Consider the following 16740-nt stretch of genomic DNA (forward strand, 5'->3'; position numbering starts at 1 on the left):
TCCTTATCATCAGAATTCAGTGCAATACCGCGTCCTTAGCCTCCCCGGCAGCCAACGTCTCCCACAAGAGCAGGTTTTCGTCATGCCGTGTCGGCGTATATTCGTGCACCAGTGAAGCCAGCAGTTCCAGTACCTGCTCGTAAGCGAAAGACTGACACGCCACATCAAGCACAGTCAGGCGTTCTTCCAATATCGGCCAGGGAAGCTCATGCTCGTAAGCACGCATGATCAGCGGATGGGCCGTTCCCTCCACGTTCTTACCGATCAGCAGCTCCTCGTAAAGCTTTTCGCCCGGGCGGAGTCCGACGATCTCGATCGCTATGTCGCCGTCCGGCCTGTGCTCGTCCTTTACCGTCAAGCCGCTCAAGCGGATCATGCGCCGCGCCAAGTCCATGATCCTGACCGGCTGCCCCATGTCCAGCACGAAGACCTCGCCTCCCTGGCCCATCGCCCCAGCCTGGATCACCAGTTGCGCCGCCTCCGGGATAGTCATGAAATACCGCGTGATCTCAGGATGGGTCAAGGTGATCGGGCCACCTGCCGCGATCTGCTTGCGAAAAAGCGGCACCACGGAGCCCGACGAGCCCAGCACATTGCCGAAACGCACCATGCAAAATCGCGTTTTCCCTCCATTTCGCGCCAACCCCTGCAGGACAAGTTCGGCCAGCCGCTTGGTCGCACCCATGACGTTGGTCGGCCGCACCGCCTTGTCGGTGGAAATCAGCACGAAGGTCTCGACACTGGCGGCCAGTGCTGCTTCTGCCATTCGCCGCGTCCCCACGACATTGTTGCGCACACCTTCGATCGGATTGTGCTCGACCAGCGGTACGTGTTTGTATGCCGCCGCGTGATACACCGTGTGCACGCCGAAGCTTTTCATGATGCGCTCGTTCCGATGCAGGTGAATCACCGACCCGAGCAAGGGAATGATTTCGACCGGCAAGTTCTTACTCGCGCACAGCGCCGACAACTCCTGCTCGATCGAATACAGCGCGAATTCCGAAAGCTCCATCAAGACCAGCCGCAAAGGTTTCATGCGGATAATCTGACGGCACAGTTCGGAACCAATCGATCCTCCCGCCCCTGAGACCAAGACCACCTTGCCCGTAATACACTTACCGAGCAAGCTTAAATCCGGGCTCACGGGATCTCGACCCAGCAGATCGTCGATCTCCACCTCGCGAATCGACTCTGCCGTAATGCTCCCACTCACCAATTCCGACATGCTCGGCAGCAGCTTCACCTTGCGCTGCAGATACTCCAGGCTGTTAATGATTTCCGCACGCCGCTGGCGGCTGGCCGACGGAACGGCAAGCAAAATCTCTTCAACATTCTTTGCCACGATGATGTCAGCAAGCTCATCAGGCGAATGGACGCGCAGTCCGGCGAGCTCGATGTTCTGGATGACCGATTTATCGTTCGACAAACGCCACGGGCAAATAATCACGCCCCGCCTTCAGGGCTAGTGCTAGCTGTGTTCCTGAGCGCCCTGCCCCATAGATTACGACCGGTTTGCGCGAGTCCTGCTGGCGCTCCGCGCGAAGGAAATAGCTGCGCGCCAGAAAACGCGTCGCACCCACATAGACGATAGCCAGGAGCCAATAGATTCCAAGCACTCCCCGAGACAATCCTGTGGAATGCGTCAAGGCGGCAAGCGCCGCCAGCAACAACACTGAAAGCGTCACGCCGCCAGCAACAACAGCCAATACCCGGTCCTCCATGAACCGAATCACGGCGCGATACAAACCTAACCGGACGAATATCGGAATCGCCAAAATCGGTGCCGCAAACATTTGCCAGCCATAGCTGGAATAATCCGGAGTCAGCGTTTCAAACCGGAGCGCCAATGCAGACCAAAAAGCAAAAAAAAGCAGCACATAGTCCGTCACAACCGCAACAAGTTGCTTTTTTCGCCGCGACAGTTTCAAGAATGTCTTTAGCATCGATTGCAGTTTCTAAGGTCACTATTTAATAATCAAGCATGCTATCAGCAGCTTGCTTAAAAAACGTATGGAAGTACTCATCAATGCGATACTCCTTCCCGATGCAGCACTTTGATGAAGGTCATCCAGAGGATCTTTATGTCGAACCCAAAAGACTGCCGTTGCAAATATTCGACGTCGAGCTTCACTTTCTCTGATATAGGCAATTCATCCCTTCCATTAACCTGTGCCCAGCCCGTCAAACCCGGTACCAGTTCGTGCACCCCATACCTCGTACGTAACGAGATAAGATCATCCTGGTTGAATAGCGCCGGGCGAGGCCCGACGAAACTCATATCCCCTTTGAGGATACTCCACAACTGTGGCAACTCATCCAAGCTGGACTTACGCAAGAAGGAACCAATCGGCGTCAGGTGTGCCTTTGGATCTTGAAGCAGATGGGTCGCAACAGCCGGGGTTCCAACACGCATGCTGCGAAATTTCGGCATCCTGAAAATAGCATTGCTTTTTCCTACGCGATCTGACCAATACAGGACAGGGCCATTCGACGTCAGGCGTACCAAGATAGCAACAACCACAATGGGCAACGCTAGAACCGCTGCAGCACACACGCCAAGAAGGAAATCAAACAGACGCTTCATTAAGAACAATCAAAAAAAGCATATTTTAACCGCCCGATGCTTACTGCGATTGAATCCAGTGCGCCGCTGTCCTCCTTAATCTTCGTCGACAGTAATAAGCGGTATCCAGTCAAGGTCTTGGTCTTGCCGATATCCACCTGCAACGAGCCGCAAAGACGCTGAGCGACACCTGGTCGGCCAATCAACTTTGCACCTAGCGCGATCAAGCCCACCGGCACCGGAATCAGCCGGGCTGGTCTGCCCGGCGCAGAGTCGATGCATCCGTGCCACCGAGGCGCATACGCCTCGCCCCAAGGAAACCAGAAGCGCCTGTCAATAAAATCATCAACGTTTCGTCCGAGTCGCCAAGAGTGCTTCTTTCAAATTTCGAGCTAAGAAACGTGGCTCGAAGTGGTTCTCGTAGTAGGCGCGAGCGTTCTCCCCCATTTCTTCGAGCACATGGGTTGGTGAGTCTCTCAACTTCCTTATTGCGCAAGCCAGCCCGAAAACATCTTCTGCGGCCGACGCAATACCCGCTCCCGCCTCAAGAATGACACTCGCCCCCTCGCCATCAAGTGATGCAATAATCGGCTTTCCAGCAGCCAAGTAGGCCTGCACCTTGCTCGGCACTGTTTGATTGATGATTTTGTTCCGCACCAGACTTACAAGAAGAGCCGAGGCACTCGACATAATTGAAGGCATTGCCGAAAGAGGGAAACGTCCGGGCAAACGCACATTAGACAAATTTCGACGTGCAATTTCCGATTTAAGCCATTCACTACGACTCCCACTGCCAACTAAAATCAGCGTGATGTCCTTTTCATCCAACAAAAGCTCGGCGGCACCAATGATCGTCTCGAGTGATTGCACCGTCCCTAGGTTTCCGGCAAATACCACATTGAATCCAGAACCGAAACCTAGCGGACACTTGGCACCAACATCCGAATCCGAAAATGCAAAATCTCCGGGATTTGGGTGATAAAGAACTGGCGTATTTCCGGCCATCGCTCGGACCGGTTCAATGAAGGCCCGAGATTGAACCAAAAGCAAATCATTTTTCCGATATATCCACTCTACAAGCCACGAAACCGCAACGAGTAGCTTTGGGTTATGCACGAAACCAGCAGCACTCAAGCTTTCCGGCCATAAGTCTTGAATCCATGTGACCAGGGAGGCTTTTTTAAAACGCGCGAGCCAGATAGCGGGTATCGCCTGCAAGATGGGCGACAGCCCAAACACGAATAATTTGTCAATTGGACGGCCACGCAACAACCAAGAGCCAAATACCGTGGCGCATAAAATGAAGGACAAATAGTTAAGTAACAAACGTAGCGCGCGACCATTTCCTCTTGGAAAAAGCGGCACCCGAAAAATCGTCACGCCATCGTGCTGCTCGACCCCCACCGACCACCAGGAGTACCCTTTGAAGGGCACGCCGTCCGGGTAGTTGGGCTGGCCCGTCAATACCAGCATCTCGCAGCCTTCGTCTCGAAGTGCTTGCACAACCTCCGTGATACGAAAAGTTTCCGGCCAGTAATATTGGGAAACGACGAGAACGCGCATAAAGGTACGTCCAGCTTAAGCCACTTCTGGCTTATGCCAGATCTTCCGATTCACGAAATCCGTATAGCTCTGAACAATACGCAGCACCTTGTCTGAAACGTTGTTCGGCGAATAATCATCAACCAGACGAAGCACGCGATCTTCACCGCGCGGTTGGCCACCGAGAATGGCCAATCCTTGCATGACGCGATCGACGCTCAAGCCAACCATCATTACTGCCGCCTCCTCAAAACCTTCCGGCCGCTCGTGAACCTCGCGCAGATTGAGGGCCGGGAAGTTAAGGATGGACGATTCTTCCGTTACAGTTCCGCTATCCGACAGGACACAACGCGCCTCGGTTTGCAACTTGATGTAGTCGAGAAAACCAAATGGTTTCAGGAACCGGACCAGCGGATGCGCTTCCAGGTTCATGACTTCCAAGCGCTTGCGGGTACGCGGGTGAGTCGAAACAATGACCGGTTCTTGATATTTTTCAGCTAGGGAATTCAGAATATGGAAGAGCCTTCTGAGATTTTCCGGCGAGTTTACATTCTCTTCGCGATGAGAACTCACCACGAAGTAACGGTGTTGAGCCAATCCCAAGCGATTGAGGACATCCGATGCCTCGATACCCAGCCTGTAATGCTCAATTACCTCCCGCATAGGGCTGCCCGTCTTGATTACCTGGTCCGGCGGCAGCCCCTCACGCAAGAGGTATTCGCGGGCAATCTCGCTGTAGGTCAGGTTGATATCCGACGTATGATCGACGATCCGGCGATTGATCTCCTCCGGCACGCGAAAATCGAAGCAGCGATTACCAGCCTCCATGTGGAAGATGGGTATCTTGCGTCGTTTGGCCGCGATCGCCGCCAGGCAACTGTTGGTATCGCCCAGCAACAGCAAGGCGTCCGGCTCATACTGTTGCAGCGCCTTGTCAGCAGTCATGATCACCTGTCCGATCGTCTCAGCCGCCGTAGCCCCGGCCGCTTCAAGAAACATGTCAGGCTTGCGTATCCCCAAGTCGCTGAAAAACACCTCGTTCAACTCGTAATCGTAGTTCTGGCCGGTATGCACGATGAAGTGCTCGCAATGCTGGTCCAACTTAGCCATGACTAGCGACAGTCGGATGATCTCGGGCCGAGTCCCGACGATCGTCATTACCTTCAACTTACGCATTGACAGCCTCCCGAATGATATCCAGCTTCATCAGGGTTTTCTTGACGCCCTCGACATCGAGGCGTTCGGTGTTGTGCGAGGTGTAATCATCCAACGTCGAAACGTCAGTTTCCCCTTCGACAAAATACTTCGCGTAGTTCAAATCTCTAGAATCTGCAGGCACCCGGTAATAATCTCCCAAATCTTCGGCCCGGGCCATTTCTTCACGAGACAGCAGCGATTCGTAAAGCTTCTCCCCATGTCGGGTGCCAATGACCCTGATTTCGTTGTCCCTGCCGAGCAATTCCTTGATCGCCTGAGCCAAGTCGCCCACAGTGGATGCAGGCGCCTTTTGGACGAAGATATCGCCCGGACGTGCATTTTTGAACGCGTACAAAACCAAGTCTACTGACTCCTCAAGAGTCATGAGAAAACGGGTCATGCTTGGATCGGTTATCGTCAACGGCTTGCCCGACTGGAGTTGATCCATAAACAGGGGAATCACGGAACCGCGTGAAGCCATCACGTTGCCATAGCGTGTCGCCGAAAGAACTGTCTTGCCGGGATCACACAAGCGCGACTTGGCCACCATCAACTTCTCCATCATCGCTTTGGAAATACCCATCGCATTGATAGGGTAAACCGCCTTGTCGGTACTCAATACCACGCACCGCTTAACCTCGTTGGCAATCGCCGCGCGCATCACATTTTCGGCCCCTAGCACGTTGGTGCGAACCGCCTCCATGGGATAAAACTCACATGATGGGACCTGTTTCAACGCTGCAGCATGGAAAACGTAGTCAACGCCGCGGAGCGCGTCATGGATACTGTCGTAGTTCCGTACATCACCGATGTAGAACTTGAGCTTTTCGCTATTCAAAGCGATGCGCATATCTTCCTGCTTTTTCTCATCGCGGCTAAAAATCCGAATTTCGGAAATATCGGAATGCAGGAAACGCTGGAGAACTGCATTGCCGAATGAACCGGTACCCCCGGTGATTAACAAAACCCTGTCGTTAAACATAAAACCCACTCAAAAAAATCACGAAAAATCACACATGTCCCGAATCAACTCTGGCCACGAAGCCGGCCGGAATCCTGTTTCGCTTCTGAATCTAGATGAATCCAGCGATCGATCGATCACAAGCTGATCATCCGGTTCGATATCGATCTCTTTGCCATACACGCGCGCAACCAGCTTAAGGAGGTCATACTTATTTATCGGCTCAGCAGACAGATGGAAGAGGCCATGCAGATCCGGACGAGGAAGGACGTAGTCTCGAATAATACGGGCGACGACCACGGTTGGAAGGCCGGAAAAAATCGCCTTTCGATAGCCTTTCACGGGCCCATTCTGCGACATGAACCAGCCGATCAAACTTCGGGTGCCATCGAGTTCATGACCAATAATCGAGGTACGCAAGGTAATCGCATTCGGATAGTCCACTTCCCCAAGATATTTTGAACGCCCGTAAAGATCCTTTGCGTCCGAGAAATCTGTCTCGACATACATGCCTTTCGCACCGGAAAACACACAATCTGTACTCAGGTGAACGAGACGCGCTCCACTTGCAGCACACAAACGTGCCAAACGATGGGGAAAAAGCGCATTGATCGGTAAAGCCATCAGCGGGTCATCGACCTCGGACAATTGCTTCACCAAACCGACACAGTTGATCACCACATCGGGACGCAATTTGGCGAACAGCGAAACAACACTGTCGAGATCTGTTGCGTCAGCCGTTATCGCAATGTTCCGCTGCAAATCAGATGGCAGCAAGGCTGCGGAACGCACACTACGAACAGTACCAGTCACTCGCATTCCGGGCGAGCCTGCCAGCACTCTCAACACGGCATTTCCCAACATTCCGGATGCGCCAAGCACAAGCACATTGCCAGCAACACTATTCACCGAATTTTCCCTTCTTCATAATTAGATCACCACAAGGTATTCGCAAGAACGGTCAACTGGTTTTCAAAACAGGCGGTAAACGCATACCGATTCCATATCAGCGGCCAATCCTCACCGAACCAGCTCTTCCACCTTTTTTATCACCTTCAGCGCCTGATAATTGCGTTTGAATTGATCCAGATAGCTCATATTCGGAACAACCTTTGGCGCCCTTCCCGCCTGGACTGCCCTTAGAAGTCTCTGTTTTATTTTCGCAACATCGTCGCCATAGTAATCTCCTGTGCATGATTGGGCGATCATCTGAGCGGCAATCATGTCATCTGTTACCCTAACAGCGAGAATTTCCGTGCCGGATATCAAGTATTCGAAAATCTTTCCGCTTACAACGCCGGTCGTTTAACCCAATCCCAGCAACCACGGGTTTTGATCCAAGAAAAAGCAGAAAATCGGCTTTTCTTTGAATTTCAAGAATCTCATTGCGAGGAACTTTTCCGCACCTGACGATAAAATATTCGACCAATCCATCGCTAGCCAACGGGAAATTATCTAGGGCCGAATAATCACCATAGAACCGGATCTCTAGTTCCCCTTGTTTGAGCAACCCGCTCTCTGAAAGCTCTTTGATTGCCTGAAACAAAGGGGTCGGATCCTGCAAACCTGGCAAAATGCTTCCAGCATAGACAATTGTGACTTTTGCGCTTGTCTTTCTTTCTGAAGCCTCGACTCTTTCAGTGATTGCAATTTCTTCATCATCGAAGCCATTAGGAATGGTAAGAAAGCGGTTGCCTCCGTGAATTGACCTTAACTCAGTGACAAGCGGCTCATTGATGGAAATGATGATATCCGCCGACCGAAGAACAAATTTTTCATGCATTTTTTCCAGAAATCTGATTGGCGCACAGCCAGGAAAAATCGGGTTGCCACTCCAAAGATCACGGTAATCAGCAACCCAAACCGAGCTCTTGTCGGATGCCTTGATGACGGCAGCCGCACTGTGTGCCGTATATGAGGGAACCGTAGAAAAAACGCACTGATACCGCATTTTCTGAATCAGGCGAGCACCAAAATACGCCGCTCTCGGCCACCACAAAACTCTTGGATCAAGATAATTGCAAAGGAACCTGCGCTTCAGCCAATACTGAAACTGGACAATTTTCCGCTTCAGGCCGGTGGCTCCTTTGGCGTAACCTTGCGAGTCCGATGACTGTTGGCCTCCAATTAAAAATGGGGACACCTGAAATACCCGGATGCGCTCATTATCTTTAATCCCCGCAGGAAGTTCGCCACGATATGGCATCGTAATCACGTCAACATGGTGATCCAGTTTCGCCCAATATTTCACGAATGCATTGACGCGCAAGACGCCGACACTGGTTTCTGGCCCAAAATAACTAGAAACAACGAGTATATTCATATGAAATTCTTTGGAAACCCGCTTCCAAAAATCATGTCAGTTTGGATTTACATATAAACGAATGTTATATTTGCGATGGCTAGGATATGTATGAAGCGATGTCCATTATTTTTTCGGACTTGGGTTGGATTTCATAAACTCTCTGGCCGACAAGCGAATAAAGAGTTCATCTTCTACGAGACATTTTCCCCATTTTTCTGCATAAACGTTAAAAATAGGGTCTGATGTAATTGCATGAATTACGCGTAATTGTTCAATTATAAATTGCTGATATGCTCCTGTTACGAAATCCACGCGATTGTCCTGTGAATAAACAGACCAACAATCGACATCATATTTCGGCAACTCTGAACGCAACGCCAAAACGCCTTCGTCAAACATTGATTTTGCGAACTGCTCGCCTGTGACTCTATAAAAATCCCATATACCGAACAAAGCCCAAATGTGGCCGTTAAGAACATGGCTTGGGTTTTCTATATTCGGATACTCTTCATAAAAAACCCCTTTTTCCATTTTCACGGACAGCCCATCTTTTTTCGTCGGTCTTTTTAACCACTCCAAAGCCTTTCTGGCTGCATCCAAATAGCGAGGATCCGTGCTCAACTGGTACTCTCTGAGTAGCACTGAAATTCCCTGACTTTGGGTGAGTGCAGATATCCAAGGTGCCTTCAGACTCCTTGATGGCAAATCGAAATTCCAGTTCCATCGACCATCGACATGGTTCAGAAGGAAATATTCAGCCCGGCTCCGGAACGCATTGAGCGCGGCGGAATCGTTGAAAGCTCTTGCCGCGTCGAAATACGCCAGCGCGCATTGGGCTTTCGCTGTGGGGTTATTTTCGAAATTCAAAAAAACTTGCCTATCATTGCTTGACACTTCACAGCTTAAGACAGTCATTTGCTTGATGGAAGCCGGCAATCTACGAATGTAATAGTAGCCGAGTCTGCTCTCGAACAGGTCGAGAAGCGTAGCGGTCTTTAACTCTTCAACGCTTATTGGCGAACCAAAACGCTTCAGGTAATTCCGATACCAATTACCCCCTCCGACCGATTCGAGCCAAGTCCTGACCTCGACAGCTCGTTTTTCAAGCTGATCCTGCCCGGTCCTGCCTCGAGGTTTGTTGCTACCCAGCGTCCTGATGGCAATCTCAACAATCTGCTTGTCGGTTATATATTGTGCTGTCTCGATTGGAGAGGCATAGGTTTGCTCTCCGTAGCACGTTAAAGCAATTAGAAACGCTAAAGAAAGCTTCGAGAATCCTCCTTGAAGGCCTCTGAGCTTGAGATAGCAACAAATCACGTATTGATCCTCAGTTGATACCATCTATAGAAGTTGATCCAGCGCCAAACCTGCCAGCCGAATGGCCTTCGCCCGCCAATGATCTGGTCGAACTCCTTTAGTAGAGCTTTCTGGTCGAGGAAAGGCAATTCAATATCCGAGCCCAGCCAACCTCTAATAGTATCCGACATACCAAAAAACCACTCGCGCTCAGGGGTCGCAAAGCCGATCTTGTCCTTCCTGTCCAGAATTCTGTCAGGAACTATCCCTCGCATTGCCGCACGAAAAATGGACTTGCTCTCGCCGTTGTCTGCAACCAGATGCTGCTCTGGAAGGGAAAGGAGAAATTCGGCCATCTCGATCGTCAGGAACGGGACACGGCTCTCTACGGAAAAATGCATCGAATTGCGATCAGCATGACGGAGCAGCGCAGGCAGTCCTTTCACTGTCAGTGCATCACGCAGGGCGCTCATCATGCGGCGCCTCTCTGCATCTGAACTGCCTGTCCTGCTTGGCCACTCCAACTTGACGCCCGCTTCTCGCAACACCTGAGTATTGATCCAGTCCGGCGCGCTTCGCTGGCCAGCGAGATTCCGCAAAACGTCGTGAAGTGCTCCGTCAGTCAACTCGCCAACAAGACGGGCCGCCCCACCGCGCCAGGTTCGACCAGGCCACTTCGACCAGCTTTTCAAAAAGCGAAGCACACCGATATAGTCGCGGCGATCGACCAAGCTATGCAAACGTGGTCCCGGGTATCCGTGATAACCACCGAGCAACTCGTCGGCGCCCTGCCCATCCAGAGTGACCGTCACGCCATTTTCGCGCGCAAGCTTGAAAACACGGTATTGGGCATAAATGCTCGTACTCCCAAAAGGCTCTCCTTGCGCCACGATCATATCGTCCAGATCCCGGACCAACTCTTCCGAAGTGACGCGCACCTTATATGCGCGAGAGCCCACGTACGAACAAACGTCGTCGACCCACATTTCCTCGGATACGGCGCTATCTGCCGCTATGTAGCTGAAAGTATTGATGGTTGCTTCCGGTTCAAGACAGCGCATGGCACAGACCACGGCTGACGAATCCAAGCCACCAGACAACGCGGCCCCCAACGGTACATCGCTGCGCAGGTGCAATCGAACGCTGTCGAGAAACAAACTGCGTAGATGTTCTGCTGCATCTGCGAAAGAAAGCGAAGAGCGTTGAGAGATGTCGGGCTTCCACCAGTTTTCCTGGCTGGTCAGACCACTTCCCAGCTGGACGGTTAGCAGATGTCCAGGCCTAAGGTGCCGAACATCACGAAAGAACGTCCGCTCGCCGCTGTCGTAAACTGCCTGCACCAGGTAGTCATATGTCTGCTGAAGATCGAGTTCCGGCTTACCTTCCCGAATACAATTCAGCGCCGAAACCTCGGACGCAAATGCGAAGCTGTTTTGCGTGCAGCAATAAAAAAACGGTTTAATTCCAAATGCATCTCTGACACAGGTAATGGTCTGTTGGAGACGATCGAAAATTACGAATGCAAACATCCCAACGAGCCGAGGAAGACAATCTGCACCCCAATGTCGCCAAGCCACAAGCAAGACTTCGGTATCGGAGTCGGATCTGAATACGTACCCGGCAGCCAACAGTTCACGCCTTAGTTCCCGATAGTTGTAGATTTCCCCATTGAACACGATGGAATAACGTCCATCAATAGAGGGCATGGGCTGATGACCGCCCGAACTCAAGTCGATAATCGAAAGACGAGTATGCCCGAGATATAGCTTTCCACCAGGCTCAAGTTCAAAACCTTCGTAACCTTGGTCGTCGGGGCCACGATGGCGCATCGCGAGCAGTGCATTGGACATCCGAAGCTCGACATTCCTGTCAGGGACAGAAAACCAAGATCCTACAATTCCACACACGGCGATTCACCCAAAAAAGAGAGCTTCAAATTACGCTCCAATCAGTATCGATATTAATCAAATGAAATAACATTGAAACACTGAAATAACAGATTCCAAATATTAAATGTGTGGCCACTCTGCATCTTGTACGCATCAGAACCGTACAGGGCTCCGGACAACAAAGAGCGCTGAGAATAAAAAAATTAAAAGAAAACCGCTGCTGAACAGGTTGCCAAAAAACCCGGACACATAAAGTCCAAATGCAAACAGCGGCCAAATAGCACGCAAAGCAATATCATCACTGCTACGCATGTAATTGAAAATCCTTCCAATAGCTATCGAAATAAGCACAACACCAAGAATGCCGAAATTGATATAGGCATCAATAAAAAATGCGGCGTTGGCCGAACCAGTTCCACTTTCTGTTTGGCCCCATTGATAAGCGAATACTTCCCTTTCGAAATACAATCTCTCCGTCCCGAAGAGGCTCGAAAATATGCCAGTCGTCGCACCGTAAAGTGGCTCGCTTCGATATGTATCCAAATAATAGGAAAGCGAATCTGCCGCAGTGAAGACAGGGACGGAAAACGCTCTCCAGACGAGATATTCACCAGTTCCCGAAGGGCGGTACGTATTTGAAAAGTAGAACTCATCCGGTGCTATCGATTCACCGGACCCGAAACCCGACACAACTGCAAGTCCATACACGAGTGCCAAAGACGCCAGCGAGATTCCGAACAGCGTTCCACGATTGGCTTTCAAGTTACCAAACATAACCACCGCCAAAGGAATGATAGCTTTGATAAAGTAAACTTTCTCGATAAAAATCAAACAATAGACCAGAAAGGCATAAAATAATCGCCACCTCCAAGGGTGTCGTTTGCTGAACATGAGGGCCAGCGCATATGGAACAAACGTGCTGGTAAGCAGCGCATTGAAATATGGAAGAATAGACTCCCAACCCACCCGGGCTTTCAAGAACTGCTCCCGCAAATCGACCAGAACTTCCGTATCCGCCCCGGAGAACCAAGCCAGCAGTGGCACAGCAGGCGCAGTCGCCACCGTATAAGCTACTACTGTAAAGAATAAAAGGAATACTGCAGACAGAAAATGGTTCGCGTTAATCTTTATCTTTTGGAGCCTTCCGGGCAGGTCGAATATACGAACCTTGCTAGCTAAAAAGACACTTAAAGCTGACACGATCGCGAGCCATAAGACATCTAAGTAGAACCGATTCGCGGTCTCGACGTATGCGACCACTGGAACCAAACCGTAACCAATAAGCAGAGAGGCCGAGAAAAAGGCAGCAGGCGAGATATTGTCGATTTTCATGTCCAAAACCGCCTGATTATTTCAAGCCAAGCTGGTACCGATCGACGCGGCGAACCAAGAAATAAGCCAGAAGGAAATACGTCAGATACATCATGAACTCGCTGCAGACCAGAGTTGCAAGGAGATAATCGAGGGAGGCACCTGATCGTCCGAGAAAAACCGCTAATGCCGTTACAACGAAGTAACTGACCTGCCAAAGCGCGACCAATCCAATTCTGCCATACAGCAGAAAGACGGAAGACATCGGCGAAACGATCGTTCGGAAGACAACTGGCAAAATCACCAGGATCAGGAACATGGTATCTGTCCGCCAGCCATGTCCAAGGAAAACTGCCAATGCCCAGTCTCCCACAAAAACGATCACCACAACGGTAAGGCAGGCAAGTATGACGAGGTTCCGAAATACTCTGAGAAAGAGGGGGGTGAGAGGGGTGCTCGCTCTGATCAGGTCGCCTGCATGCTTCAGAAAGACCTGACCAACCGCCAGACCAACCAACATAAGCGGGGCGCCAATCAGGCGCTGGACTTGAGAATAGTTACCTCCGCCTGCCGTGCCAAAAATTGAAACAATCGCCAATAGGGGTAGCGCTTGCGTCAATGTATCCAGCAACGACACTGGCGCAAAGAAGACTGGATAACGCCAAGCGCGCCGGCAGGCATCGATTGAATCGCGCCAACCCGACACCAGTCCGAGCCCTCGAAAGGCGCGCGTCCCAACCAATAACGCAACAATCCAGCTAGTCGCCAGAGCAACAGAAAGATCACGGACAAGAAGCCACGCGATACCGGCAAAAGCGGCGGGCTGTACCACTTTGACAAATGCGGCAAGAACAAAATCACCTCGGCGCGTGCAGAGAGAATTCGTGACCGCTGTGACCCCTTGCATGATGGCTACGATGGCGATTGCCAACCACGCACCATCGGCAAACGATGATTTGAGCTGGTTGATCTCTTCCGGCAGCAGAGCGACAGCGCCTAGTGCCAGCGGCGCGACGATGACTGGCAGGATCAGCGCCAACCTGCTAATGGCAGACACGTCGTCGGCTGGAACAACGGGGATGGCGCTGTCCAGGCGAAGGGAGGAAACCGAAGCAATCACAGCAGCGCATGAAACGATAGCGGCGTACCCCCCAAACTGGGCAGGCGTGTAGATTCTCGCCAACACCGGTGTCGAAAGCAACGCTACAACCTGCCCGACCCCGATTCCTGCGGCGGAAACGACTAAGTCCCGCCGCATTGCCAAACCGCTGCCCGTAAGAAGAAATCCCGCAGCCCGTACTCCCCGGCAGTATCGCAGAAATGCCTGTTTAGAGAATGCGGCGATACAATAACTTCTTCTACCTGCTCTGCCGACAGCCCAAACCACGACGGCAAATATGTAGGATCGGAAGTCAAACCGACAACTACCACATAGCCGCCCTTTGGGACGCGCTTTTGAGACTCAGCTAACAAGATACGCCCGATGCCAGAACCAAGGCCTCTACGATATTGACACTCGCCTTACCGTTACCGTAGGGCGCCACTCCCTGGCAGCCTTCTTTCGCACCGATCACGGCGCTGACGATTTTATCCGTATCCGCCCCCACCAGTACATTCCAACGCGCCGAGATGGTTTCGGTCCACTCGGTCTCGTCGCGCATAGTCACGCACGGCACTCCATAGAAGAATGCCTCCTTCTGGACACCACCGGAATCCGTCAGGATGACCTTGGCCGCCTGTTCTAGGGCCACCATGTCCATAAATGGCATGGGATCGGTAATGCGCACCCTCCCCAAACTATCGTCCAGCCCGCTTTCCACCAAAAGCTTGCGCGTTCTGGGATGGACCGGAAGAACGACCGGAAAACGCTCGGAAAGTCTCGCGAGCGCTTCGACGATCTGCCGCAGCCGCTGGTGGTCATTCGTGTTTTCGGCACGATGGCAGGTAGTCAGCACAAAGCTCCTTTCCTGCAAGTCCAGTTGATCGAGTATCCTGCTTTGCTCCCGGGCGCGCTGCCGATAATGCATGGCCACGTCGAACATGACATCGCCGACATTGCTCACCCCCGCAGTGATACCCTCGGCAACCAGGTTACCAACCGCTGTTTCGGTCGGGCAGAATAAGAGTGTCGAGATGCGGTCGGAAACGATCCGATTCACTTCCTCCGGCATACGCATATTGAACGAACGTAGCCCGGCTTCGACATGCGCAACCGGGATGTGCAATTTGACTGCAGCCAATGCGCCGGCCAGTGTGGAGTTGGTGTCGCCATAAACCAGCACCCAATCCGGATGTTCATCAAGGAGAACCTTTTCCACAGCCTCCAGCATACGTCCGGTCATCGCACCATGCTGACCACCGGAAATCTCCAGATTGTACTTGGGCTCCGGAATATCCAGTTCATCGAAGAAGACTTTTGACATGTTAGCGTCGAAATGCTGGCCGGTATGGACCAGCACCTCGGAGACCCGGTCCGAGAATTTATCGCAAATGGCTCGCGATATGGCCGCTGCCTTGATGAACTGCGGGCGAGCACCGACGATAGTGACGATCTTGATCATCGATTGGCCTCGAGGAGAACCTTGACGATAGCATCCTGAACGGTTTGATCCAGATCCGCAGACATGGGGAGACTCATCACACGAGTTGCACATCGTTCCGAGCGGATCAGGTCGCCGCTAGCTCGGCAGAGGGCCTTGTAGGCCGGTTGTGAATGCAGAGTCACAGGGTAATGGACGGCTGTCGGCACCCCCGCGACCTTCATTCTCTCCTGCACCTCCCCACGGTTCTCGACGATCACTGTGTATTGCGCGAAGACGCTGGTACGATCGGAACGCTGTGTGACGATGGAAAGCTTATCTGCCAACAGTTCGTTGTAGCGTGCGCCAACCCTCAGTCGTTGCTCGACTTCCCATTCAAAGCGCTCCAACTTGGCCAGGACAACAGCGCACTGCAGCGTATCCATCCGCCCGCCAACCCCGATTCGGGTATGCACGTAGCGCCTTTCCTGACCGTGGACACGAATTTCGCGCATAGCTTTGGCCAAATTGCCGTCACTGGTGAAGATGGCCCCACCATCACCGTAACAGCCCAGCGGTTTGCTCGGGAAGAAACTGGTGCAGCCTATGGTGGACAGATTACAGCTCTTCCTGCCCTTGTACTCGGCGCCAAAGCTCTGAGCAGCGTCTTCGACGACCATCAGACCATGCCGGGTGGCGATGGCATTGATCTCGTCCATGTCGGCAGGTTGCCCGTACAGACTGACCGGCATGATAGCCCTAGTCTTCGGCGTAATCGCGGCTTCAACTAGCCTAGCGTCAATGTTGCAGGTATCCGGTTCGATATCTACGAAGACTGGGGTAGCACCAAGCAAGGCAATGACTTCAGCGGTAGCCACGAAGGTGAATGGGGTGGTGATGATTTCGTCGCCCGGTTTGATGCCGATAGCCATCAGAGAGATCAGGAGCGCCTCGGTGCCACTTGCAACGGTGATGCAGTGCTTGGCGCCAGTGTAGGCTTCTAGCTTTTCCTCCAATTCTCGGACTTCCGGTCCCATGATGTACTGGCCATGGTCAAGCACTCTCTGAATGCGGGTATCGATGGAGGCTTTGAGCGCCTGATATTGGGTTTTCAGGTCAATAAATTGAATTTCCATGCTGTTTTCCAATTCTGTAAT

The 16740-nt window shown here is 52.0% G+C and carries 15 protein-coding genes; all 15 read right to left on the reverse strand.

Annotation, left to right across the window (positions count from 1 at the left end; all coding sequences use genetic code 11):
• Nucleotides 1–16: 16 nt before the first annotated feature.
• The 15 genes from QM701_RS08010 to QM701_RS08080 all read right to left on the reverse strand — a co-directional run bounded on the left by QM701_RS08010 (nt 17) and on the right by QM701_RS08080 (nt 16719).
• Nucleotides 17–1447, reverse strand: coding sequence for a polysaccharide biosynthesis protein (locus tag QM701_RS08010; RefSeq protein ID WP_415166553.1), 1431 nt, complete (start codon nt 1445–1447; stop codon nt 17–19).
• The gene (locus QM701_RS08015; protein ID WP_415166554.1) at nt 1413–1943 is read right to left on the reverse strand and encodes a nucleoside-diphosphate sugar epimerase/dehydratase; all 531 of its coding nucleotides are present in this window, start codon (nt 1941–1943) and stop codon (nt 1413–1415) included. The genes QM701_RS08010 and QM701_RS08015 overlap by 35 nt, the downstream gene beginning before the upstream one ends.
• Before the next feature lie 80 nt (nt 1944–2023).
• On the reverse strand, nt 2024–2584 hold the full coding sequence (locus QM701_RS08020; protein WP_415166555.1) for a sugar transferase: 561 nt from the start codon (nt 2582–2584) through the stop codon (nt 2024–2026).
• 324 nt (nt 2585–2908) lie between these two features.
• The gene (locus tag QM701_RS08025) at nt 2909–4126 is read right to left on the reverse strand and encodes a glycosyltransferase family 4 protein (protein WP_415166556.1); all 1218 of its coding nucleotides are present in this window, start codon (nt 4124–4126) and stop codon (nt 2909–2911) included.
• A gap of 15 nt (nt 4127–4141) precedes the next feature.
• Nucleotides 4142–5281 (reverse strand): non-hydrolyzing UDP-N-acetylglucosamine 2-epimerase, encoded by a 1140-nt coding sequence (wecB, locus tag QM701_RS08030; protein WP_415166557.1) that lies wholly within the window; start codon nt 5279–5281, stop codon nt 4142–4144.
• Entirely contained in the window at nt 5274–6284 is a 1011-nt protein-coding gene (locus QM701_RS08035; protein ID WP_415166558.1) for a polysaccharide biosynthesis protein, read from the reverse strand. Before QM701_RS08035 ends, wecB (QM701_RS08030) begins: the two co-directional genes overlap by 8 nt.
• 18 nt (nt 6285–6302) lie before the next feature.
• Nucleotides 6303–7172, reverse strand: a complete 870-nt coding sequence (locus QM701_RS08040; protein WP_415166559.1) for a dTDP-4-dehydrorhamnose reductase family protein — start codon at nt 7170–7172, stop codon at nt 6303–6305.
• Between the two features lie 111 nt (nt 7173–7283).
• A complete protein-coding gene (locus QM701_RS08045; protein ID WP_415166560.1) occupies nt 7284–7487 on the reverse strand; it encodes a hypothetical protein in 204 nt (67 codons plus the stop codon).
• 13 nt (nt 7488–7500) lie between these two features.
• The gene (locus QM701_RS08050) at nt 7501–8586 is read right to left on the reverse strand and encodes a hypothetical protein (protein WP_415166561.1); all 1086 of its coding nucleotides are present in this window, start codon (nt 8584–8586) and stop codon (nt 7501–7503) included.
• A 105-nt stretch (nt 8587–8691) separates the two neighbouring features.
• Nucleotides 8692–9909: a D-glucuronyl C5-epimerase family protein gene (locus tag QM701_RS08055; protein ID WP_415166562.1), complete on the reverse strand. Its 1218-nt coding sequence runs from the start codon at nt 9907–9909 to the stop codon at nt 8692–8694.
• Complete coding sequence (gene asnB / locus QM701_RS08060; RefSeq protein WP_415166563.1) at nt 9882–11771, reverse strand: asparagine synthase (glutamine-hydrolyzing); 1890 nt, start codon at nt 11769–11771, stop codon at nt 9882–9884. The genes QM701_RS08055 and asnB overlap by 28 nt, the downstream gene beginning before the upstream one ends.
• Nucleotides 11772–11906: 135 nt before the next feature.
• Nucleotides 11907–13085: a hypothetical protein gene (locus QM701_RS08065; protein ID WP_415166564.1), complete on the reverse strand. Its 1179-nt coding sequence runs from the start codon at nt 13083–13085 to the stop codon at nt 11907–11909.
• Between the two features lie 16 nt (nt 13086–13101).
• Nucleotides 13102–14247, reverse strand: a complete 1146-nt coding sequence (locus QM701_RS08070; protein WP_415166565.1) for a lipopolysaccharide biosynthesis protein — start codon at nt 14245–14247, stop codon at nt 13102–13104.
• Between the two features lie 283 nt (nt 14248–14530).
• A complete protein-coding gene (wecB, locus tag QM701_RS08075; RefSeq protein ID WP_415166566.1) occupies nt 14531–15625 on the reverse strand; it encodes a non-hydrolyzing UDP-N-acetylglucosamine 2-epimerase in 1095 nt (364 codons plus the stop codon).
• Nucleotides 15622–16719 carry a DegT/DnrJ/EryC1/StrS family aminotransferase gene (locus QM701_RS08080; protein WP_415166567.1) on the reverse strand — a complete coding sequence of 366 codons (1098 nt, stop codon included), beginning with the start codon at nt 16717–16719 and terminating at the stop codon, nt 15622–15624. The genes wecB (QM701_RS08075) and QM701_RS08080 overlap by 4 nt, the downstream gene beginning before the upstream one ends.
• Nucleotides 16720–16740: the final 21 nt, after the last annotated feature.

This window comes from Propionivibrio sp. (assembly GCF_047602565.1).
In the GTDB taxonomy this organism is placed as follows: domain Bacteria; phylum Pseudomonadota; class Gammaproteobacteria; order Burkholderiales; family Rhodocyclaceae; genus Propionivibrio.

Excerpts from the sequence above, each read along its gene's own strand:
- QM701_RS08050 (WP_415166561.1), bottom strand. The coding sequence starts at position 8,586 with ATGAATATACTCGTTGTTTCTAGTTATTTTGGGCCAGAAACCAGTGTC.
- QM701_RS08020 (WP_415166555.1), bottom strand. The coding sequence starts at position 2,584 with ATGAAGCGTCTGTTTGATTTCCTTCTTGGCGTGTGTGCTGCAGCGGTT.
- QM701_RS08035 (WP_415166558.1), bottom strand. The coding sequence starts at position 6,284 with ATGTTTAACGACAGGGTTTTGTTAATCACCGGGGGTACCGGTTCATTC.
- QM701_RS08015 (WP_415166554.1), bottom strand. The coding sequence starts at position 1,943 with ATGCTAAAGACATTCTTGAAACTGTCGCGGCGAAAAAAGCAACTTGTT.
- QM701_RS08080 (WP_415166567.1), bottom strand. The coding sequence starts at position 16,719 with ATGGAAATTCAATTTATTGACCTGAAAACCCAATATCAGGCGCTCAAA.
- wecB (WP_415166557.1), bottom strand. The coding sequence starts at position 5,281 with ATGCGTAAGTTGAAGGTAATGACGATCGTCGGGACTCGGCCCGAGATC.
- QM701_RS08055 (WP_415166562.1), bottom strand. The coding sequence starts at position 9,909 with ATGGTATCAACTGAGGATCAATACGTGATTTGTTGCTATCTCAAGCTC.
- QM701_RS08065 (WP_415166564.1), bottom strand. The coding sequence starts at position 13,085 with ATGAAAATCGACAATATCTCGCCTGCTGCCTTTTTCTCGGCCTCTCTG.
- QM701_RS08025 (WP_415166556.1), bottom strand. The coding sequence starts at position 4,126 with ATGCGCGTTCTCGTCGTTTCCCAATATTACTGGCCGGAAACTTTTCGT.
- wecB (WP_415166566.1), bottom strand. The coding sequence starts at position 15,625 with ATGATCAAGATCGTCACTATCGTCGGTGCTCGCCCGCAGTTCATCAAG.
- QM701_RS08045 (WP_415166560.1), bottom strand. The coding sequence starts at position 7,487 with ATGATTGCCGCTCAGATGATCGCCCAATCATGCACAGGAGATTACTAT.